This window comes from Sphingomonas sp. Sphisp66 (genome assembly GCF_047324325.1).
Classification (GTDB): Bacteria; Pseudomonadota; Alphaproteobacteria; order Sphingomonadales; family Sphingomonadaceae; genus Sphingomonas.
Window position 1 is genome coordinate 3,574,012 of record NZ_CP168508.1, and the last position, 21,671, is coordinate 3,595,682.

Sequence of the window (21,671 nt, forward strand, 5' to 3'; positions counted from 1 at the left end):
CTTGTCAACCCAAAATCGTACCCTATAGTACGGTTATGACAAAAATAGTGGAGAAGGCGCCCGGCAAGCGCGAGGCACGCAAGGAGGAACGCCGCGAGGCGATCCTGGCGATCGCCAAGCGCGTGTTCCTCGACCAGGGCTATTCGGGCGCATCGATGTCGGCGATCTCGGCCGAGCTGGGCGGATCCAAGGGCACGCTCTGGAGCTATTTCCCGTCCAAGGAAGAGCTGTTCGCCGCGGTGCTCGACGACGCGACCAGGGAGTATCGCACCCAGCTCGCCGACGTGCTCAAGCCCGGCGAGGATGTCGGCGCCGCCGTGCGGCAGTTCTGCCGCGGCTTCCTCGCCAAGGTCTGCTCGCCCGACGGGCTGCGTCTGCACCGGCTGATCGCCTCCGAAGTCGCCCGCTTTCCCGAGATCGGCGAAATCTTCTATCGCCGCGCCCCCCTGCCCACCCAGCAGATGCTCGCGGCGTTCTTCGAGCGCGCGATGGATGCGGGGCAGCTGCGGCGGGTGGACCCGCTGTTCGCCGCTCGCGTGCTCGCGTCGCTCTGCCTCGGCGTGCAGCAGAGGATGATCTGGGGATTTGAACTGTCGGCCGCCGAGCGCGACCGCGAAGCCGGGGAGATGGCCGACATCTTCCTGCGCGCCTTCGCGCCGGAGTGAGCGGCTAGCGCCGATCGACATTCAGCAATGCAACCGAACCCTATCCTCCCCCGCCAGGGGGAGGATAGATGAATGTCGATACGCCCTAGAGCCTCACCCCGTCGAGCGTGACCGCCTCGACGCCAATGCAGCGCAGCATCTTCTCCGCGACGATCACGCCGGGCGGCCCGTCCAGCTCGAGATCGAGCCGGACGGTCATGCCGTCATCCGTCACGCGCACCTCCATGTCGGGCGCCGCCAGGTCGTGCTGCGCGGCCAGCCCGACCAGCCGGCACAACAGGGCGGCGCTCGATTCGCCGACGATGTCCAGGCGCATCGCTCAGGCAGCTTCGCGTACCGGGGCAAGCGGCGCGGCGGTGATCCGCGCGCGGGCAAGCGCGTCGGCAGCGCGGTGCGGCGCCAGTCCCGCGCGCCCGGCATGGCTCAGCACCGCGCCGAGCCGCAGGCCGGTCGCATGGACGCGCGTCGCCACTTCGTCGATGCTCCAGCCGAGATATTCGCCGGCGACGCTGATGATCCCCCCGGCGTTCACGACATAGTCGGGCGCATAGAGGATGCCGCGATCGGCGAGCCGGTCGCCGTCCTCGGGCGTGGCCAGCACATTGTTCGCGGCGCCGCAGACGATGCGGGCGCGCAGCCGGGCGACGCTGTCGCCGTCGAGCACCCCGCCCAGCGCGCAGGGGGCGAAGATCGCGCAGCGCGCATCGAGGATGCTGTCGCGTCCCATGATCTCGGCATCGTAGCGGCAGGCGATCTCGGCGGCGACGCCGGGGCGCGGCTCGGCGACGATCAGCCGGGCGCCGGCCTCGTGGAGCATCCCGCACAGCGCCGAGCCGACATTGCCGAGCCCCTGCACCGCGACGCGCACGCCCCTGAGCTCGCTGCCCAGCTGGCGCCGCGCCGCTTCCTCCATCGCCAGGAACACGCCGCGCGCGGTCCAGGGCGAGGGATCGCCGCCGGGCCGCCCGTCGCGCGGCGGCAGGCCGGCGACATGGCGGGTCTCGCCGCGCACCGTCTCCATGTCGGCGACGCTCGTGCCGACATCCTCGGCGGTGACATAGGCCCCGTCGAGCCGCGCCACTGCCCGGCCGAACGCGGCGAACAGCCGGCGCCGGTCGAACTCGCCCTCGGGCAGGTTGAGCACCGCCTTGCCGCCGCCCAGCGGCAGGTCGGCCATCGCGTTCTTGTAGGTCATCCCCTCGGCCAGCCGCATCGCGTCGCCGACCAGCGCGGCATGGTCGCCATAGCGCCACAGCCGGCACCCGCCCGCCGCCGGCCCGCGCCGGGTCGAGTGCAGCACGATGACGCCGTTCAGCCCGCTCTCCTCGTCGCGCAGCACGTGCACGCTCTCGGGCGGGGTGGCGGTATCGCAGACAGTATCGACCATGGGAAAGGGCTCCTGAAATCTGGAGGTGACTCTTCCATGGATTTGCGGGAGAATGTGGCCTTGTTTGCAGCTTTCGGCATAGGATCAGCATGATCTGACCGATATTCGCCGCATCGGAGAACAGATTTGCCCGCCGACCTCGATCCGTTCGAACGCAAGATCCTCCAGGTCCTCCAGGAGGACGCCTCGATGCCCACGGCGAAGCTCGGCGAGATGGTCGGCCTGTCGAGCTCACCCTGCTGGCGCCGGGTCGACCGGCTGGAGAAGGACGGGATCATCACCAGGCGGGTCGCGCTGGTCGACCGGCAGAAGGTCGGCCTCAACGCGCACATCTTCGCGCAGATCAAGCTCAACGCCCATGGCCGCGCGAACCTCGACGAGTTCGCCGCGACGATCCGCTCCTTCCCCGAGGTGCTCGAGGCCTATGTGCTGATGGGCGTGTTCGACTTCATGCTGCGCATCGTCGCGGCGGACATCGAGGCCTATGAGCGCTTCTTCTTCACCAAGCTCTCCAAGCTGCCCGGCGTGCAGGAGATCAACTCGACCGTCGCGCTAAGCCAAGTCAAGGCGACGACGGCACTGCCGATCCCCTAGCGCCCCGCCGCCTTCTGCGCTTCACCGACCACCCGCAGGATGTTGCCGCTCCACATCTTCTCCAGGTCGGCGTCGCTGTACCCCGCCTTGCGCAGCCGCTCGGTGACCTTGGGCAGGGCCGAGATGTCCGCGATCCCCGGCAGCCCGCCGCCGCCGTCCCAGTCCGCACCGAAGCAGACATGGTCGACGCCTGCGACCTGGATCACATGCAGGACCATTTCCATGTAGCGCTCGAAATCGGCCTTGCCCCAGATCGGCTGGGTCTTGTCGAGCTCCCGCCATTTGCGGGCGAGCTCCACCTGCTCGGCCGGCGACAGGTCCGAGATATGCTCGTACCGGGTGAACAGCGCCGCGCGCTCGGGCGTCATGTTCATGTTCGCCAGGAAGATCGTGCTGACGCAGATCGCCCCGCCCTTCGCGGCCAGCTTGCGGATGCGCCCGTCGTCCAGGTTGCGCGGATGGTCGAACGCCCAGCGCCCGCTGGAGTGCGACAGCAGCAGCGGCGTCTTGGACAGTTCGAGCATCTGGTCGAACGTCGCGTCCGACGAATGGCTGGCGTCGATCACCATGCCCAGCCGGTTCATCTCCGCCACCCATTTGCGCCCGAGGGGAGAGAGGCCGTTCCATTTCGGCTTGTCGCCCGAGCTGTCGGCGAACTGGTTGTTGGCCGCGTGCACCGGCCCGGCCAGCCGCACGCCGCGGTCATGGAATTCCTTGAGCAGCGCGACGTCCTCGCCCAGCTCGTAGCTGTTCTCCATGCTCTTGAACGCGACGAGCTTGCCCTCGCGGTTTAGCCGCAGCGCATCCTCGGGGGTCAACGCCCGCCCGATCTTCCCCGGAAACTTCGCCAGCGTGGAGTCGATCAGGTCCGATCGCCCGCGCGCATAGGCCAGCGCATCGGCATAGCCCTTGGCCGTCAGCGGCCCCTGCTCGGTGTAGATGGCGAAGAACCCGCCATCGAGCGCCCCCGCCGCCATCCGCTCCATGTCGACCTGGACCAGGTCGGTCGCCGGATCGTGATGGCCGTCGAAGCTCCACCCCGCCCGGGCGAAGTGGAGCGGCGTGTCGAGATGCGTGTCGAGGACGAGGAAGTCCTTGTGCGGCTTTTGCGCGGGCGCCTGGGCCACAGGCGCCGCCGCGCAGCCGGATAGGAGCAGGGCGAGCAACGCGAGATGCCTGGTCATTTCTTGTCTTCCACCGGCCGCAGGTCGAGATCGCGATAGTCATAGCTGAAGTCGGCGATCGGGCTTTCCGGCTTCATCGTCACCCGCGCCACCTTGCCATCGGCATCGAGCGCGAAGGTCACATAGGCCGGCTCGATCGCCTTGTCGTCGAAGCGGGTGACGAAGGTATCGTACTGCCAATGGACCAGCTTGCCGGCCATGCGCGGGGTCGTCCTGAAGTCGATCCGCAGCCCGTCCGCGCCCTGCGTCACCGCGACATCGCCGTACCAGGGATCGCGATAGGTCCCGGCATAGCGTTCCAGCGGCAGCGAGGGCCCGACCTTGGCGGGCGCCGCCTTGACCGCGGAGAGCGCGGCCTTGCCGCCCTCGATCCGCGTGGTCATGAATTCGCCGAACCGCTTCGGCCAGTCCTGGTCCGGTATCCCGAGATAATGGTCGACCAGCAGGTGCGCGACGCCGCGCAGCAGCGCCACATCCTCCGAATTCACCACCACCGCAATGCCGACATCCTGGTCGGGCAGCAGGATCACATGGGTGATCGATCCGAACACCCCGCCGCCATGCGAGATGATCCGCGCGCCCTTGTAATCCTCGACCTCCCAGCCGAGCGCATAGGTGCTGAACTTCGGCGTCAGCGGCGCAAGGCTGCCGGGGTACGGGGTGAGCGGCTGGACGGTGACGCCCTTCCACATCTCCGCCGCCTGCGCAGCGCTGAACAGCCGCCCGCCGCCCGGCAGCGCGCCGTGCCCGAGCTGGATCTTGAGCCATTGCGCCAGGTCGTTGGCGCTCAGCGCCAGCCCGCCCGCGGGCGCGGCCGCGCGGCCCAGTTCCTCGCGCTCGTCGAGCACCGAGTTCGGCCCGTCGCCGCGCACCGCCCCGCCGATCCGGGCATGCGGAAAGGCGCGGTCCGTGGTCGCCCAGCGCGCCTCATAGGTCGCAGTCGCCGTCGCCATGCCGCCGCGCCTGAGCACCTCGCTGGTCATGAAGTCTTCCCAGCTCTTGCCGCTGACTTCCTCGATCAGCTGGCCGGCGACCATGTAGAGGATGTTGTCGTACGCATAGCTGGAGCGAAAGCTGGTCGCCGGCTTGATGAAGGCGAGCCGTTTCACCGTCTCCTTGCGCGACAGGCTCCCGCGCGGAACGAACAGCAGGTCCCCTGCCCCCAGCCCCAGGCCGGAGTGGTGGACGAGCAAGTCGCGGATCGTGATCTCGCGCGTCACCCAGGGATCGTACATGCGGAACCACGGCATGTGGTCGATCACCTTGTCGTCCCAGCCGATCCTGCCCTGGTCTACCAGGATGGCGAGCGCGGCGGCAGTGAACGCCTTGCCGGTCGATCCGGTCTGGAAGATCGTGTCGGCATCCACCTTTGCCGGGTCGCCCAGCTTGCGGAAGCCCCAGCCCTTGGCGAGCGTCGTCTTGCCATGCTCGACGATCGCGACGGCGATCCCCGGCGCGCCGCTCGCCTTGCGCAGCGCCTCCACCTTGGCGTCGAGCCCGCCGGGCGGATCGGCCAGCGCCGGGGTGGCGAGCGCGAGCAACGGCAGGGCGAGCAGGTGGCGCAGCTTCATGCGGCAATCTCCTGGGGAATGGCGGGGCGCCGGAGCAATCGTGCCAGCCCGATGGTCAGCAGCGGCAGCACGAAGACGGCGAGGAACAGATAGGCGAGCAGCCGGTAGCCGCTGGCGATCAGCGCGATCAGCCCGACCCGGTCGGCGACGAACATGCAGACGAGCAGCAGCGCGCCGGCGATCGCGGCCCGGGCCCCTGCCCCCAGCGCCACGCCGCGCCGCCGGCGCACCACCCCCGCCACCCGCTCGTTGATCGCATGCACCGCGCCCGCCCCGCTCTCGAGCAAGGCCGCGAAGATCATCATCTGGAACGCCCAGTGGAACACGGGCACATCGAGCTGGCGCAGCAGGAAGTCCGAAGGCAGCGTCTCGGCGCCGATGCCGGGATAGAAGGCGATCATGCAGGTGAAGAACAGGATCGCCGGCAGCATCGCCAGCGGCCCGGCGACCAGGCCGGCGACCACCGCGTCGCGCGTGCTGGTCAAATGCCGCAGCACCGGCAGGATCACCACCGCGCCGATGATGTTGTAGCTCGCATAGGTCAGCCCGCCGCTCGCCCAGCCGCTCCACGGCGCGGGCGTCGCGAAGCCGGCGGCGATGCGGTGGCCGAAGCGCCACAGGCTCAGCGCGAGGAAGATCGCATAGACGGCGTAGAGCAGGAACGAGACATATTTGAACACGCCCTCCACCGCCGCATTGCCCAGCGTCACGGTGGCGAGGATCGCCAGCGCCAGCGCCAGCGTGCCGGCGAACACCGGCCAGCCGAACATCGCCGCGCCGATCGCCCCCGCGCTTGCCCCGAACACCGCGAGGATCAGCACGACGAACAGGATGTAGGCGCCTTCGAACGCGATCCAGGCCGGCCCGAGCAGGTCGGCGAAGAAGGCGCGATAGTCGAGCGCGCCGACCATCCGGGCATAGGCGAAGGTCGCCGCCGCGATCACGCTCCACAGCAGCATCGCCAGCACCATGCCGGCAAGCCCGCCCCAGGGGCCGGCGGGCAGGAAATATTCCGCCAGCTCGCGCCCGGTCGCATAGCCGCCGCCGATGATGACGGCCTTCATCGCGAAGCCCGGCAGCAGGAAGCGCTGGAACCAGCTCGACCCTGCCGCCGGCGCGCTCATGCCAGGCAGCTTTCGACCAGCGCGTCGAAGGCGGGGCCGCCGCGCACCGGATCAGCGACGGGCAGGCCCAGGCGTTTGCTCTCGGCCTCCATCAGCGCCGCCGCCTCGGCCTCGTCCAGTGCCGAGCTGTTGAAGCTCACCCCGCCGCAGCGGATGCTGGGGTTGGTCCGCCTGCCGAGCGCGGTGGTCAGGTCGATGATCTCCTCGATCGTCGCGACCGGATAGCCCGCGGTACCCAGCATCACGCTGCGCCCCGGCTCATGGCAGACGACGAACACATCGGGCTGGCTGCCATGGAGCAGGCCGAGCGACACCGCCGCATAGGCGGGATGCGCCAGCGATCCCTGCCCCTCGATCACGTCCCAATGTCCGGGCGCCGCATCCGGGGAAAGCACCTCCGCCGCACCCGCCTCGAAATCGGAGATCACCGCGTCCATCGGCATGCCGCCGCCGGCGATCATGATCCCGGTCTGGCCGGTCGCGCGGAAGTCCGCATCGATCCCGCGCGCCTCGAGCGCCCGGGCGATGGCGAGCGCGGTGTATTTCTTGCCGAGCGCGCAATCGGTGCCGACGGTGAGCAGCCTCTTGCCGCTGCGCTTGCGCCCGGTGGCGACGGGGATGTCGGCCGGGGGCACGCGGATGTCGATCAGCCGCCGCCCGAGCAAGGCAGCCGCCTCGGCCACCTCGGGGATATCGGCCAGCCGGACGTGCATGCCAGAGACGATGTCGAGCCCCGCCTCCAGCGCCTCGACCAGCGAGGTACGCCAGCTCGGCGGTATCACCCCGCCCGGATTGGCGACGCCGATCACCAGCCCGCGCGCACCCTTGGCCACCGCCTCGGCCGGCGTCAGCCGCGGCAGGCCGGTGGAGACGGTGGCGCCGCACGCATATTCGCCCACGCACTTCTCGCCGGCCCAGTCGCGCAGGCCGAACGCGGTCTTGGCGAAGCCGGGCTCGGTCGTGTCGCCGAGGAAGAGCAGATAGGGCTGCGGCAGCACCGTGGCGGTGCCGCGCGCGGCGAAGGGCGCGTTCATGTGCGTTCCGATCAGAATGCCAGGTCGAGCGCGAGGCCAAGCGTGCGCGGCTGGACGGGGACGGTGGAGAGGTAACCCGGATTGACCGTGGCGACGCTGGTGGTGATCCGCCCCTGGCTGTCGGTCAGGTTACGGGCATAGGCGCGCAGCGTCCATTTGCTGTCGAACGTCACCGAGGCGTTGAGGTCGAAGGTGGCATAGCCGTCGACCGGCACCGACAGCGGATCGCTCGCCACTGCCGAGATGCGGTCGCCGACGATGCGCACCGCGCCGCCGACATGCGCCCGGGTCGATCCGCCCAGCGCCCAGTCATAGTCCGCGGTCATGCCCGCGGCGAGCTTGGGCACGTTGGGCAGCTGGTCGCCATCGGTGCAGTTCGGCGTGGTCTGGGTGCACTTGGCGTCGGTATAGGCGAAATTCCCGCCGACGCTGAACCCGGGCACCGGCTGGATCAGCAGCTGCGCCTCGACGCCCTTGCTCTGTGCGGTTCCGGCATTGACCAGCCCGTTGATGCCGTTGGCGAATGCCTGGGCCACCTGCAGGTCGTTCCAGTCGAGCAGGAAGGCGGCGGCGTTGAACGTCACCTTGCGGTCGAGGAAGCGGGCCTTGATGCCCGCCTCATAGCTGGTCACCTTTTCCGAGGTCACCGTGGCCGGGAAGCCGGGCAGCGCGATGTTCGGGCCGCCCGGGCGATAGCCGCTGGCCGCGCGGACATAGAGCATCGTGTCGCGGTTGATGTTGACCTGCGGGCTGACGCTCCAGGTGACGATGTCCTCGCTCGACGAACCGTCGCCGCCGCTGTTCAGCCCGAGCAGCGGGATCTGCGTCGACTGGGTGAAGGTCTGGTCGTTGCGCGCCCAGCGCAGCCCGCCGGTGACGTGGAAGACCTCGCCGAATTTGACCGTGGCGTTCCCGAAGACCGCATATTCCTTGTAGGTGTTGGGCAGGCCGACGATCGCGAAGGGATCGAACGGCGCGAGCGGCTGGCCGCTGGCGTCGAGCGCGCGGACGACCTGGCTGTGGTTGTTGTCCTCGTCGGTGTAGAAGAAGCCGAGCTGCCATTCGAAGCGGTTGCTCGATGCCGAGGTGAGGCGGACCTCCTCGGTCCATTTCTTCTGGTGCAAATTGGCCGGATAATTGGCGAGGCCGCCCCAGATCACGCCATAGACGCGCGAGGCGTCGCTGGTCTCGAGGATCTTCAGCTCGCTGTACGAGGTGGTCGAGGCCAGCTCGGCAAAGCCCAGATCGTAGCTGGCGGTGCCCGAGACGAACTTGAAGTCGCTATGGAAGGGCTCGGGCAGCTGCGAGTTGGTGCTGAGCCACGACGCGCCGGGCGCCAGCGGCACCGGGCTGCCCTGGGTCTCGTAGAGGATGCCGAAATTGTCCGACTCGGTGCGCTGCCACAGGCTGCTGAGCTTGAGCGTGAACTTGTTGTCCGGCTTCCACAGCAGCGCGACGCGGGCACCCTGCTGGACGGCGGAGTTCACGTCCTTCTCGCCGGTCAGCACATTGTCGATGAAGCCCGGCGTCTTGCGGCGCGCATAGCTGCCGCTGATCGCCAGCTTGTCGGCGACGATCGGCACATTGACCAGCCCGCTCGCCGCCCAGCCGGCATCGCTGCCATGCGCGATGGTGAAGACCTCGCCGCCGGCGCGTACCGAGAATTTGTTCAGGTCGGGCTGCACCGTGACGTATTTCAGCAGGCCGCCGATCGAGCTGGCGCCGTAGAGCGTGCCCTGCGGGCCGCGCAGCACTTCGATCTGCTCGACGTCATAGGGCAGCAGGTCGAGCGAGAAGGTCTGGGCGCGGTTGTAGATGCCGCTCGAGCCGATCGGGGCGTCGTCGAGATAGATGCCCACCGTGGCGCTCGGCCCGATCGGGGCGACGCCGCGCAGCGACAACGTCGATCGACCCGGCGAGCCGGCATTGTCGATCTGGAAGCCGGGGACATAGGCGGCATAGTCGGCAAGCTGCGAGGCGCCGCTCTGCTGCATCTGCTCGCCGCCGACCACGCTGATCGAGATCGGCACGTCCTGCAGCCGCTCCTCGCGCTTCTGCGCGGTGACGACGATCTCGTCGTCGCCGGCGACCGGCGTCTGGGCGGCGGCCGGCTGCGCATCCTGCGCGAAGGCGGCGACGGGCAGCAGCAGCGCTCCCGCCGCGACGGTAATCAACAAACTGGCCCGGTTGGTCATGCGCGTCATCGTCGGTCTCCCCCTCGGAGTTCGATGTCACCCGCCCGGTTCGGGGCGGTGGCGGCCGTGCGCGCTTTGGCGCTTCCCGGCCCTCTCTTTGCCTGATCAGGATGCTATTATCCTGATTAGAGAAGAGTCAACCTAATTTGCAATTATGTTACGATGCCGCGTGCGCAGCCGTCGCAATGTTTCCCCATACCGCGGCGGGGCAATCGATATGGCCGTCGCGATAGACGATGCCGGGATCGCGGTCGGCGGCCAGGAACGTCGGCCCGTCGAGATCGACCACGTCGCAGAGCTGGCCGAGCAGCCAGGCCGGCGCCATCGCCCAGCTCGATCCGACCATGTTGCCGACCATCACGTCGAGCCCGAGCGTCCGCGCCCGCCTTGCGATTGCGATCGCCTCGGTGAGCCCGCCGCACTTGTCGAGCTTGATGTTGACCGTCTGGAACCGCCCGACCAGTCCATCGACATCGGCAAGCGTCAAAATGCTCTCGTCCGCGGCGATCGGGATCGGCGTTCTGAATCCGTCCAGATCCGCCTCCCGCCCCCGCGCCAGCGGCTGCTCGAGCAGCGCGATCCCGCATTCGACCAGCACCGCGACCAGCGGATCGAGCTCGTCGATCCGGAAGCCCTGATTGGCATCGACGCCGATCCAGCATTCCGGCCGCGCCGCCCGCACCGCCCGCACCCGGGCGATGTCGAGCTCGAGCTCGCCGGTCAGCTTGAGCTTGAGCGCCCGGGCGTCCGCATAGGCCCGCGCGCCCTCGGCCATCACCGCCGGATCGTCGGCGCCCAAGGTGAAAGTCGTGAGCAAGGGCCGCGGCTCGGGCAGGCCGGCGAGCTTCCAAACCGGCACGCCTTCGCGCTTCGCATCCAGTTCCCACAGCGCGCAGTCCGCCGCGTTACGCGCGCCCCCGGCCGGCAGCGCGTGCTGGAGCTCGGCGCGGGTCATGCCGCGTTCGAGCCCCTCGCGCACGCTTGCCAGCGCGGCGGTCATCGTCGCTTCGTCATCGCCCAGATAATAGACGCCGCTCGCCTCGCCGCGCCCCGTGTGGAGGCCGTCAGACAGGCTGACGACCACCACCGGAGACTCGGTGAAGACATGGCCGGAAATGCGGAACGGCTTGGCGAAGGGCAGCCGTTCCACCGTCACATCGAGCACGCGGCGCATCACCACGCCCTCAGAACTCGGTCCCGAACGAGACCAGCTTGTAGACCAGCGCCATCCACAGGATGAAGAAGCTGCCGAGCACGAGCAGCACGCTCCAGATCCGGGCGAACCAGCCGCGCTTGTCGCGCCAGGTCAGCCAGGCGTTCCACACCGACAGGCCGAACATCCCGAAGAATGCCAGCGTGCCGACGAACTGGACGAGCAGGATCAGCCAGTCGGTCGAGCCATGGCTCTCGAAATTCTCGATCCCGCTGATGATCAGGAACCAGCCGACGAACACCGCCAGCACCAGCCAGGCGAAGCCGCGCAGCACGCGGTAGGTGCGCTTCGCCTCGCCCTCGAGCTTGAACGGCGCGGCATAGCGGCGGCGAACGAACCAGCCGACCGGCCAGGACAATGCGGTGAGCAGCACCACGCCCAGCCCGAACAGCACCGCCGGCAGCAGCCAGGCCGAGTCGAGCGCGGCGGGCGTGCGGTACCAGATCATGAAGGGCGAGACTTCGCCGAAGCTCCAGCGCACGACCTTGCCGTCGACAACCTGCGCGGCGAGCTTCTCATGGCCATAGGCGTCCTGCCAGACGAACGGCGCGACTTCGATCAGCTTGCGCGGCGCCCCGCCCGGGCTGGTCAGCGCCGGGATCACCGGACGGCCCTCGGCGTCGAGACTCACCTTGGTATCGCCGATCAGGCCGATGATCTTGGCGAAGCTCGAATCGATCCGGCGGCTGTTGGTCCAGGTGCCGACGAGCAGCCTGGCATGCTCCTTGGCGGTGGGCAGCTCCTTGGGCGGCGCCTTGTTGGGATCGGGCAGGTAGCGGTCGGCGAACTCGTCGAACAGCGAGCCGCGCAGCACGCGGGTGACCCCGTCCTTGCCGCCACTGTTCATCGAAATGTACAGCCCGACATTGTCTTCGGGGAAGATCCACAGGTCGCTGTGGAAGTAAACCGTATCCCCCCCATGCGCGATCGCGCGGTGGCCGTTGATCCGCTGCTCGTAGAAACCGAACGCCATCTGGTTGATCGCCGGGATCGCGCTCGCCTGCGGGCCGTGCATCAGCTTCGCCGTCTCGGGCTTGAGCAGCGGGCCGCCATTGGCGAGGTGCGCGATCATGAACTTGGCCATGTCGCCGCCGCTGATCGCCGAGGCGCCAGCGGGCGCCATGCCGATCAGCTCATAGCCCTTGGCCGGGCCCGAGCCGAGCTCATAGCCCTGCGACATGAACGGCTTGAGGTTGGCGGGCAGCGGCTGGCGGAAGCTGGCATATTGCATGCCCAGCCGCCCGAAGATGTTCTTCTCGACATAGGCGTCGAAGCTCATCCCAGAGGCGCGCTCGACGATGTAGCCGGCCAGCGCGGTGGCGTAGTTGGAATAGGCCGGCGTCGTGCCCGGCGCATAGATGCGCTCGGGGATGCGATGCTTGAGCACGTCGCCCAGGCTCGGCACCGGCTTGTCGAAGGCCAGCAGCCCCTTGATGATCTCCTCGAACCCCGCCGTGTGCGTCATGATGTTGCGCAGCGTGATCGGCTTGCCCTGATAGGGCGGGATCTTGAAGTCGAGATACTGGTTCACATCGGCGTCGAGGTTGAGCTTGCCCGCCTCGACCAGCTGCATCACCGCGGTCCAGGTATAGAGCTTCGAGGTCGAGCCCGGACGGAACAGCGTGGTCGCCGGATCGACCGGCTTACGCTTCGCCACATCGGCATAGCCGAAGCCGCGCTGGGTGACGACCTGGCCGTCCTTGACGATCACTACCACCGCGCCGGCGACGTCGCCGCGGGCCAGCGCATAGGGCATGAAGCCGTCGAGCCAGGCGTCCGCATCCGCCTTGGTCAGGTTCGGCGCGACCGCCGGCCGGGCCGTCGGTGCCGGCGCGTTGGTCTGCGCTACCGGCGTGAGTGATGCGGGTGCCTGGGTAAAGGCCGGCACCGAAATGGCGATGCCGAGCAACCCCGCTGCCAGCACCCCGAGCGAACGTTTCCACATGAGCGCGTCGTCCTCCCTCTTCCCTGGCCAGGACTCCGGCATGTCGATTGCGCCGGTATGTGTCTGCGGCTAGGCTGTGATATGTAAACAGATACGCCTGATTGGGACATGATGATCCTATTCAGAGAAATGTCAAACCGAGGTGCCGCATGGCCACGAAGCTGAAGGCCGAACATCCGACGCTGGGAACGCTGCTGAAGGCGCTGCGTGCAAGGAATGGCTGGACGCTCAAGGAGATGAGCCTGAAGAGCGGCATTCCGGTATCGACTCTGTCCAAGGTCGAGCATGACCGGCTGACGCTGACTTATGACAAGCTGTTGCAGCTCAGCCAGCGGCTCAACATCCGCATGTCGGAGCTGTTCGCCGAGAATGATTCGGCGCCCGAGACCCAGGTCACCGCGCGGCGCAGCATCGGCGATCTCGATCGCGCGGTGCGGGTGAACACCGCCAACTACGACTATTATTATCTCTGCACCGAGCTTCGCCGGAAGCGGATGATCCCGGTGATCACCAAGGTGCGCGCCAAGACCGCCGAGGAGTTCGGCGACCTCGTCCACCATTCGGGCGAGGAATATATCTACGTCGTCAGCGGCAGCATCGTCGTGCATACCGAATTCTACGATCCGGTCACGCTCAAGGCCGGCGAATCGATCTACATCGATTCGAACATGGGCCACGGCTATGTGACCGGCGAGGATTGCGACGAGGCAGTGATCCTGGGCGTCTGCTCCAGCGCCGAGGACGGGCTGATGGATTCGCTGCTCAACCTGCACGGCTAGGCGCTTCCCGGGCACGAGCGGGACACGCATTTTAGGTTGCCGCTTCGCCAGCGCCTGTGCCACCCATCGCGGCGGAAATGTCATCGCTGTCCAGATCTTCGCCAATTCCGGGCGCACATGGTTCCGATGCCATTCGCAACGGCCGCCCGCCGACGATCGACGATGTCGCGGCGCTGGCCGGGGTCGGCCGGGCCACCGTGTCGCGCGCGCTCAACGACCAGGCGCATGTCAGCGACCGGATGCGCGACCGGGTGATGCGCGCGGTCGAAGCACTCGACTATCGGGTCAATCCGCAGGCGCGCAATCTCGCCAGCCGGACGAGCAAGACGCTCACCCTGATCAACTGCAACGCGCGCGACGCGCCGCCCAACAGCTATTATTTCGCCGCGATCGAGCTGGGCGCGCTGCGCGCCGCCGCCGCGGCCGGCTTCGAGCTGACGACCTATAACCTCCATATCGAGGACGAGGACCGCGACGACCGGCTGGTCGAGCTGTTCGCCTCGGGCCGCAGCGCGGGCATGGTCCTGTCACCGCCGCTTTCCGCCAACCTGCCGCTCGTCCGCAGGCTGATGGCGCAGGGCTGTCCGCTGGTCTGCATCTCGCCTAGCGACGAAGTCCGCGCGCTCCTGCCCAGCGTCGGCTTCGACGAGGCGGCGGCCGGATACGAGATCGCGCGCCATGTCGTCGCCGCCGGGCACCGCCGCTTCGGCTACATGCTCGGCATCGAAGGGCATCTCGCCGCCGAGATGCGCTATGGCGGTTTCCTGCGCGCGCTCGCCGAAGTCGGGATCGGCGAGGAATCGGTGATCGCCCTGCGCGGCGACTTCAGCTTCCGCTCGGGCGTCGAGCTTGCCGAGGAACTGCTCGCCCGGCCCGAACGCCCGACCGCGATCGTCTGCGCCAATGACGACATGGCGGTGGGCGCGATGTTCGCCGCGCACCGCATGCACCTGACGCTGCCCGGCGACCTCTCGGTGGTCGGCTTCGACGACGCGCCGGTCGCCGCCTATATCTGGCCGCCGCTCACCACCATCCACCAGCCGATCCGCCGGATCGCCTCGCGCGCGGTGGAGCGCCTGATCGAGACTCTGCTGCGCGGCCAGGGCACCGGCACCCCCGGATTCGACGTGATCGACCACCATCTCGTCCTGCGCGAATCGGTCGCCTCGCCCCGCGCCTGAACCCGCCACAAGGCGCGCGGCACCAACTTCCTCCGCACGCGTTTTCCGTAACGCGTTGACAATTTCGCGCGACGCGATGATACCAATTGGAAGCGCTTCCAGTTTTGAGGCGTTGCAGGGGACAAGACGGTCGATAACGGCCGCTTAACAGGAGAGGGGAAGAGGCGATGGCGGAGCTTCCGCAGTTGCGCGTCATGAATCGCGCGAAGATCAATCTCGGGCTGACCATTTCGACGCTGGCTCTGGCGACAACGTTGCCAGTGCAGGCTTGGGCGCAGGACAGCGGCGCCGCCGCCAACCAGGACCAGCCGGCCGAAGAGGATGCGATCGTCGTAACCGGCCTGCGCGCCAGCCTGCAGAACTCGATCAACATCAAGCGCGACCAGACCTCGATCGTCGAAGCGGTATCCGCCGAGGACATAGGCAAGCTGCCCGACGTCTCGATCGCCGAGTCGATCGCCCGCCTGCCCGGCCTCGCCGCGCAGCGTGTCAACGGCCGCGCGCAGGTCATCTCGATCCGCGGTCTCGCGCCCGACTTCACCACCACGCTGCTCAACGGCCGCCAGCAGGCGAGCTCGGGCGACAATCGCGCCGTCGAGTTCGATCAATATCCGTCCGAGCTGCTGTCGAGCGTCGTCGTCTACAAGACGCCCGACGCCAGCATCGCGGGCATGGGCCTGTCGGGCAGCGCGGACCTGCGCACCGTGCGCCCGCTCGCGTTCGGCAAGCGGGTGATCGCGCTCAACATCCGCGGTGAGCTCGATGCCGATGGCGGCCGGAACGCCGATCTCTCCAAATGGGGCTGGCGCGGCACGGCGAGCTATATCGACCAGAATGCCAGCGGCACGCTCGGCTGGTCGATCGGCTATGCCCATCTCGATTCGCCGAGCCATGTCGATCACTACAAGGCCTATGGCTATGAAGCCTTTGGCGGCGTCTGCGAGCCGGGGACCGCGCTTCCCCCGTCCTGCTCGCCCGACACGGTCACCCCCGATTCCGCCGATGCCGCGCTTCAGCTCAACGGCCAGGAAGCCTGGGCGACCAATCGCCGCAACCAGCGCGACGGCGTGATGGGCACGCTCGAATGGAAGCCGAGCGACACCGTCCACAGCGTGCTCGACCTCTATTATTCGCGCTTCAAGCAGAAGGAAGTGATCCGCGGCGCGCAGTGGTTCTCGAACGGCTGGGCCGACAGCGCGACCTTCTCCAATATCGGCACCACCACCGTGGGCGGATCGCAGCTCGCCACCTCGGGCCGCGTCACCAATGCCATTCCGATCCTGCGCAACGACATGAACACGCGCGAGGACGAGCTGTTCGCGATCGGGCTCAACAACGAGTTCAAGCTCGACGACCGCACCCGCTTCGTCGCCGATCTCAGCTATTCGACCAACAAGCGCGACGAGACCTATATCGAGACGTACAGCGGCTATGGCGCGGGCCCGTTCCAGACCCGCACGCCGGACAGCTACGACTTCTCCTTCCCGGTCGACGGCGCCTATCCGAGCTATGATTTCGGGCTGGACTATGCCGATGCCAGCAAGGTCTCGCTCGGCGACCGCGCGCCCTGGGGCGGCTGGGGCCATGACGGCCTGCTCAAGTCGCCGCACGTCAAGGAAGAGCTGGGCGCGGTGGATCTCACGCTGAGCCACGACCTGGAGGGCTTCTTCAGCGGCATCGAGCTGGGCGTGAACTACACCCAGCGCAACAAGCACAAGACGGTCGACGAGCTCGATCTCAACCTGAAGAACGGCCGCCAGCAGGTGCTGATCGGGTCGCAATACCTGCTCGACCCCACCTCGCTCGATTTCGTCGGCTTCGGCAACGTGATCGCCTGGAACGTGCCCGCCGCGCTCGACAACTATTACGACAAGACCCCGCTCGAGGACGCCAACCACTTCGACAAGACGTGGAAGATCAAGGAAGACGTCATCAGCTGGAAGGCCAAGGCGAACATCGACTGGGGCCGGCTGCGCGGCAATGTCGGCGTGCAGGTGGTGCAGCAGTTCCAGTCGTCCTCGGGCCTGCGGATCAACCAGACGCTCACTCCGATCGCGCTGTCGCAGGTGTTCGAGACCGACAGCTATACCGACGTGCTGCCGAGCGTGAACCTGATCTACGACCTCGGCGGCGGCCACCGCTTCCGCCTCGCCGCGTCCAAGGTGCTGGCGCGGCCGCGCATGGACGACATGCGCGCAAACTTCACGCCGAGCTTCAACGTCAATCCGTGCAGCGGCACGCCCTCGCCCTGCCAGCCGGGCGGAACGGTGAACCCCTGGTCGGCGACCGGCGGCAATCCGAACCTCCAGCCCTGGCGCGCCAAGGCGCTGGACGTGGCCTATGAATGGTATGTCGGCAAGGCGACCTACATCAGCGTCGCCGGCTTCTACAAATGGCTCGACAACTACATCTACAACCGCAACTTCGTGGTGGACTTCACCGGGTTGCCTATCCCGACCAACCTGATCCCGGCCGGAGTCAACATCAGTCCGTTCGGGCAGGTGACGATGCCGGCGAACGGCCCCGGCGGCAATCTGAAGGGCATCGAGGTCAGCGGCGCGTTCGAGATCGGGCGGCTGATCCCGGCGCTCGACGGCTTCGGCTTCACCGGCAGCTATTCCTACACCGAGGCCAGTCTCAACCCGACCGACACCAACGACGTGGTGCGCATCCCCGGCCTGTCGGGCACGGTGTACAACGTCACCGGCTATTTCGAGAAATGGGGCTTCCAGGCGCGGGCGAGCTACCGCTTCCGCTCGGCCTTCAAGGGCGAGACGGTGCAGCTGTTCACCAACCGGGGCTATACCGAGATCCTCGCCGACAAGCAGCTCGACGCGCAGATCGGCTATACCTTCCCGGACAGCTCGGCGCTGAAAGGCCTCGGGGTACTGCTCCAGGTGAGCAACGTCACCGACTCGCCCTATCGCACCCGGCTCGGCCTCGACACCGGCGGCACGCACACCAGCGACGGCACGCCGCTGCCCGAGACCTATGAGAAATACGGCCGGCAGTTCCTGCTCGGGATGAGCTACCGCTTCTGATTTCCTCCCCCCGGGTCGACCTTCCGGGCGTTCGAGGGGAGGTGCACGGCAATGCCGGCGCCTCCCCTTTTTTATCCGCGCGGCCGCTGGCTCGGCCCCCAGTACGAGTGTCGAACATGAAAGCTCTGCGCTCCGGCCTCTGGCTGGTCCTCCCCCTGCTGGCGAGTTGCGCCGGCACCAGCCCGGGCGGCGACCTGCTCTGGCACGGCAAGGACTGGCCGGCCCTGCGCTCCCCCACCCCGCGCGACGCGGCGATGGAGGCACGGATCGCGACGATCCTCAGGGGCATGACGATCGAGCAGAAGATCGGCCAGATCACCCAGGCAGACATACGCTCGATCACCCCGGACGAGGTGCGCCGCTATTATATCGGCTCGGTGCTCAACGGCGGCGGCGCCTGGCCGGGGCAGAAGAAGGACGCCGCGGTCACCGACTGGACCGCCCTGTCCGACGCCTATTACCGCGCCTCGATGTCGACCGACATGGCGGTGCAGATCCCCGTCATCTGGGGCACCGACGCGGTCCATGGCCATGGCAATGTCGCCGGCGCCACGCTGTTCCCGCACAATATCGGGCTGGGCGCGGCGCACGATCCCGCGCTGGTCGAGCGGATCGGCCGCGCCACCGCCCGGCAGGTGCGCGCCACCGGCATCTCCTGGGTGTTCGCGCCGACGCTGGCGGTGGGCGAGGACCGCCGCTGGGGCCGCACCTATGAAAGCTATTCGAGCGATCCGGCAATCGTCGCATCCTATGCGCGCGCCATGGTCCACGGCCTGCAGGGCGGGCTGACCGGCGACGGCGACGTGGTCGCCACCGCCAAGCATTATCTGGGCGACGGCGGCACCTTTGACGGCATCGACCAGGGCGAGAACCGTGCCGCGCGCACCCACATGATCCAGGTCCAGGGCGCCGGCTATTATCCCGCGCTCAAGGCCGGCGTGCAGACGGTGATGATCTCGTACAGCAGCTGGAACGACGTCGGCGCCGGCAAGGACTATGGCAAGATGCACGGCAATCGCGAGCTGATCGCCGATGTGCTCAAGGCCCGGCTCGGCTTTGACGGGCTGGTCGTCTCCGACTGGAACGGCATCCAGCAGGTGCCCGGCTGCGCCAAGGATCATTGCCCCCAGGCGGTCAATGCCGGGATCGACATGATCATGGTCCCCGATGACTGGAAGGCGTTCATCGCCAACACCGTCGCCGATGTCCGCGCGGGCCGTATCGCCGAGACGCGGATCGACGATGCGGTCACTCGCATCCTGCGCGTCAAGCTGCGCGCCGGCCTGTTCGACCGCAATCCGAACGCCAGCGCCTATGCCGGCAAAGCCGATGCGCTCGATGCCCGTGACGTGGGCCGCGAGGCGGTGCGCAAGTCGGTGGTGCTGCTCAAGAACCAGGGCGTGCTGCCGCTGGCGCCGGGCAAGCGCGTGCTGGTCGTAGGTAGCAGTGCAGACAGCCTCTCCAACCAGACCGGCGGCTGGTCGCTTACCTGGCAGGGCACCGAGAACCGCAACCGCGACTTCAAGGGCGGCACCACCCTGCTCGCCGCGCTGCGCGACGCGCTGGGCACTTCGAACGTCAGCTTCGACGCGGACGGCAAGGGTGTCGACCCGAGCAAGTTCGATGCGGTCGTCGCAGTGATCGGCGAGACACCCTATGCCGAATATCATGGCGACGTCCGCGCGCCCAGGCCGGTGGCGCACAGCGCGCTGTACCCCGACGATCTCGCCGTGCTCCGCCGCGTTACGGGCAAGGGCGTGCCGGTGGTCTCGCTGCTCTATTCGGGCCGCCCTGCCTATGCCAACGACCTGATCAACCTGTCCGACGCCTTTGTCGCCGCCTTCCTGCCCGGCACCGAAGGCGCGGGCCTGGCCGACCTGCTCGTCGGCCGGCGCTACGACTTCACCGGCCGCTTGTCCTTCGCCTGGCCGGGCTCGGCCTGCTCTACCGGGGAGGGGCCGGGCGAGGTGGTGCAGTTCGTCCGCGGCTACGGCCTGAGCTACGCCAGGCCGGGCAACACCGGCGCGCTTCCCGAGCCGGCGGTGCCGGCGACATGCTGACACCCTCCCCCGTCACCCCGGACTTGTTCCGGGGTCCACCGGGAGGCAAGCTGCGGACAAGAGGCTCCACGCCGGCCCGCGAGGCACAGTGGACCCCGGCACAAGGCCGGGGTGACAACAGGGGATGAAAAGCGATGCAGCAGATCAAGCGCATCCTGATCGTAGGCGGCGGCACGGCGGGCTGGATGACCGCCGCCCTGCTCGGCAAGCTCTTCCAGGGTCTGTACGAGATCACCCTGATCGAGAGCGAGGAGATCGGCACGGTCGGCGTCGGCGAGGCGACGATCCCCGCGATCAAGAAATACAACGAACTGCTCGAGATCGACGAGAACGACTTCGTCCGGCGCACCCAGGGCAGCTTCAAGCTCGGCATCGAGTTCGTCGACTGGACGCGGCTGGGCGACGCCTATTTCCACAGCTTCGGCGTGATCGGCCAGGACCTGGGCTGGCTGCGTTGCCACCAATATTGGCTCAAGATGCGCCCCCAGGGCCGCGCCGCCGATTTCTCCGCCTATTCGATCAACAGCGCCGCGGCGCGCGCCAACAAGTTCCTGCGCGCCGATCCCAAGATGGCCGAAAGCCCGATCGGCCATATCGCCCATGCCTTTCAGTTCGATGCCGGCCTCTATGCCAAGTTCCTGCGCAGCTATGCCGAGGCGCGCGGCGTGGTGCGGCGCGAGGGCAAGGTGGCGGACGTCACGCTGCGCAGCGCGGACGGCTTCGTCGAATCGGTGACGATGGCGGACGGCGAGACGATCGCCGCGGACCTGTTCATCGACTGCTCGGGCTTTCGCGGGCTGATCATCGAGCAGGCGATGCAGACCGGCTATGAAAGCTGGACGCACTGGCTGCCCTGCGACCGCGCCATCGCCGTGCCCTGCGCGCGCACCGAGCCCTTCACTCCCTATACCCGCGCCACCGCCCGCACCGCCGGCTGGCAATGGCGCATCCCGCTCCAGCACCGCACCGGCAACGGCCATGTCTATTCGAGCGCGCATATCTCGGATGAAGAAGCCGAGGCGCAGCTGCTCGCCAATCTCGACGGCGCGCAGCTCGCCGAGCCCAATCGCCTTCGCTTCACCACCGGCAAGCGCAAGCGGATCTGGAACAGGAACTGCGTCGCGATCGGCCTTGCCTCCGGCTTCCTCGAGCCGCTCGAATCGACCAGCATCCACCTGATCCAGTCCTCGGTGATCCGGCTCGTCCGGCTGCTCCCCGATGGCGGCTTCGATCCCGCGACGATCGCCGAGTTCAACCGCCAGACCGACTTCGAGTACGAGCGGATCCGCGATTTCATCATCCTCCACTACAAGGCGACCGAGCGCGACGACACGAGCTTCTGGCGCCAGTGCCGCGACATGGAGGTCCCCGACACGCTCCGGCGCAAGATCGACCTGTTCGCCGCCAATGGCCGCGTCTTCCGCGAGGACGACGAGCTGTTCACCGAGGAGAGCTGGATCCAGGTGTTCCTCGGCCAGGGGGTGATCCCGCGCGGCTATGACCCGCTGGTCGACATCCGGCCCGAGGCGCAGGTCGAGGAGTATCTCGGCAACGTCCAGCGGGTGATCGCCAAATGCGTCGCCGTGATGCCGAGCCATGCCGAGTTCGTGGCGAAGACATGCGCGGCTTAGATATCGCCGACAGTAAATTTTCCCCTCCCTGCAAGGGAGGGGCCAGGGTGGGTTGGCATCGGGCGGG

16 protein-coding genes are annotated in these 21,671 nt (G+C 67.7%); 7 read left to right on the top strand and 9 right to left on the bottom strand.

Translation table 11 applies throughout. The features are described 5' to 3' along the window. The first annotated feature begins 35 nt into the window (after nt 1–35). Nucleotides 36–665 (top strand): TetR/AcrR family transcriptional regulator, encoded by a 630-nt coding sequence (locus ACEN8G_RS16125; RefSeq protein ID WP_413417432.1) that lies wholly within the window; start codon nt 36–38, stop codon nt 663–665. An 85-nt stretch (nt 666–750) separates the two neighbouring features. On the opposite strand, the gene ACEN8G_RS16130 is transcribed toward ACEN8G_RS16125, so the two are convergent. Both ACEN8G_RS16130 and ACEN8G_RS16135 read right to left on the bottom strand, forming a co-directional pair. Beyond that, nucleotides 751–981 (bottom strand): hypothetical protein, encoded by a 231-nt coding sequence (locus ACEN8G_RS16130; RefSeq protein WP_413417430.1) that lies wholly within the window; start codon nt 979–981, stop codon nt 751–753. Nucleotides 982–984: 3 nt separating this feature from the next. Further along, nucleotides 985–2,052, bottom strand: a complete 1,068-nt coding sequence (locus ACEN8G_RS16135) for a Glu/Leu/Phe/Val family dehydrogenase (RefSeq protein ID WP_413417428.1) — start codon at nt 2,050–2,052, stop codon at nt 985–987. A gap of 126 nt (nt 2,053–2,178) precedes the next feature. Here ACEN8G_RS16135 and ACEN8G_RS16140 point away from each other — a divergent pair, with 126 nt between their 5' ends. Beyond that, complete coding sequence (locus ACEN8G_RS16140; RefSeq protein ID WP_413417426.1) at nt 2,179–2,646, top strand: Lrp/AsnC family transcriptional regulator; 468 nt, start codon at nt 2,179–2,181, stop codon at nt 2,644–2,646. On the opposite strand, the gene ACEN8G_RS16145 is transcribed toward ACEN8G_RS16140, so the two are convergent. The 7 genes from ACEN8G_RS16145 to ACEN8G_RS16175 form a co-directional block, all read right to left on the bottom strand. Then, nucleotides 2,643–3,830 carry a dipeptidase gene (locus ACEN8G_RS16145; protein ID WP_413417424.1) on the bottom strand — a complete coding sequence of 396 codons (1,188 nt, stop codon included), beginning with the start codon at nt 3,828–3,830 and terminating at the stop codon, nt 2,643–2,645. The two genes, ACEN8G_RS16140 and ACEN8G_RS16145, sit on opposite strands and share 4 nt — an antisense overlap. Further along, on the bottom strand, nt 3,827–5,401 hold the full coding sequence (locus tag ACEN8G_RS16150; RefSeq protein ID WP_413417422.1) for a serine hydrolase: 1,575 nt from the start codon (nt 5,399–5,401) through the stop codon (nt 3,827–3,829). Before ACEN8G_RS16150 ends, ACEN8G_RS16145 begins: the two co-directional genes overlap by 4 nt. Continuing rightward, nucleotides 5,398–6,525: a hypothetical protein gene (locus ACEN8G_RS16155; protein ID WP_413740621.1), complete on the bottom strand. Its 1,128-nt coding sequence runs from the start codon at nt 6,523–6,525 to the stop codon at nt 5,398–5,400. Before ACEN8G_RS16155 ends, ACEN8G_RS16150 begins: the two co-directional genes overlap by 4 nt. Next, complete coding sequence (locus ACEN8G_RS16160; protein ID WP_413417172.1) at nt 6,522–7,559, bottom strand: DUF1611 domain-containing protein; 1,038 nt, start codon at nt 7,557–7,559, stop codon at nt 6,522–6,524. Before ACEN8G_RS16160 ends, ACEN8G_RS16155 begins: the two co-directional genes overlap by 4 nt. 11 nt (nt 7,560–7,570) lie before the next feature. Beyond that, nucleotides 7,571–9,763 carry a TonB-dependent receptor gene (locus ACEN8G_RS16165; protein ID WP_413417174.1) on the bottom strand — a complete coding sequence of 731 codons (2,193 nt, stop codon included), beginning with the start codon at nt 9,761–9,763 and terminating at the stop codon, nt 7,571–7,573. 148 nt (nt 9,764–9,911) lie between these two features. Beyond that, complete coding sequence (locus ACEN8G_RS16170) at nt 9,912–10,928, bottom strand: dipeptide epimerase (protein WP_413417176.1); 1,017 nt, start codon at nt 10,926–10,928, stop codon at nt 9,912–9,914. Between the two features lie 10 nt (nt 10,929–10,938). Next, complete coding sequence (locus ACEN8G_RS16175; RefSeq protein ID WP_413417178.1) at nt 10,939–12,912, bottom strand: serine hydrolase domain-containing protein; 1,974 nt, start codon at nt 12,910–12,912, stop codon at nt 10,939–10,941. Between the two features lie 149 nt (nt 12,913–13,061). Between ACEN8G_RS16175 and ACEN8G_RS16180 the strand changes: the two genes are divergently transcribed. From ACEN8G_RS16180 to ACEN8G_RS16200, 5 genes are all read left to right on the top strand, one after another. Continuing rightward, nucleotides 13,062–13,691 (top strand): helix-turn-helix domain-containing protein, encoded by a 630-nt coding sequence (locus ACEN8G_RS16180; protein WP_307117562.1) that lies wholly within the window; start codon nt 13,062–13,064, stop codon nt 13,689–13,691. A 77-nt stretch (nt 13,692–13,768) separates the two neighbouring features. Beyond that, nucleotides 13,769–14,872, top strand: coding sequence for a LacI family DNA-binding transcriptional regulator (locus ACEN8G_RS16185; RefSeq protein ID WP_413417180.1), 1,104 nt, complete (start codon nt 13,769–13,771; stop codon nt 14,870–14,872). A gap of 167 nt (nt 14,873–15,039) precedes the next feature. Beyond that, complete coding sequence (locus ACEN8G_RS16190) at nt 15,040–17,913, top strand: TonB-dependent receptor (RefSeq protein ID WP_413417182.1); 2,874 nt, start codon at nt 15,040–15,042, stop codon at nt 17,911–17,913. Nucleotides 17,914–18,029: 116 nt separating this feature from the next. Beyond that, nucleotides 18,030–19,973, top strand: a complete 1,944-nt coding sequence (locus ACEN8G_RS16195; RefSeq protein WP_413417184.1) for a glycoside hydrolase family 3 protein — start codon at nt 18,030–18,032, stop codon at nt 19,971–19,973. A gap of 134 nt (nt 19,974–20,107) precedes the next feature. Next, nucleotides 20,108–21,604 (top strand): tryptophan halogenase family protein, encoded by a 1,497-nt coding sequence (locus ACEN8G_RS16200; RefSeq protein WP_413417186.1) that lies wholly within the window; start codon nt 20,108–20,110, stop codon nt 21,602–21,604. Nucleotides 21,605–21,671 lie beyond the last annotated feature (67 nt).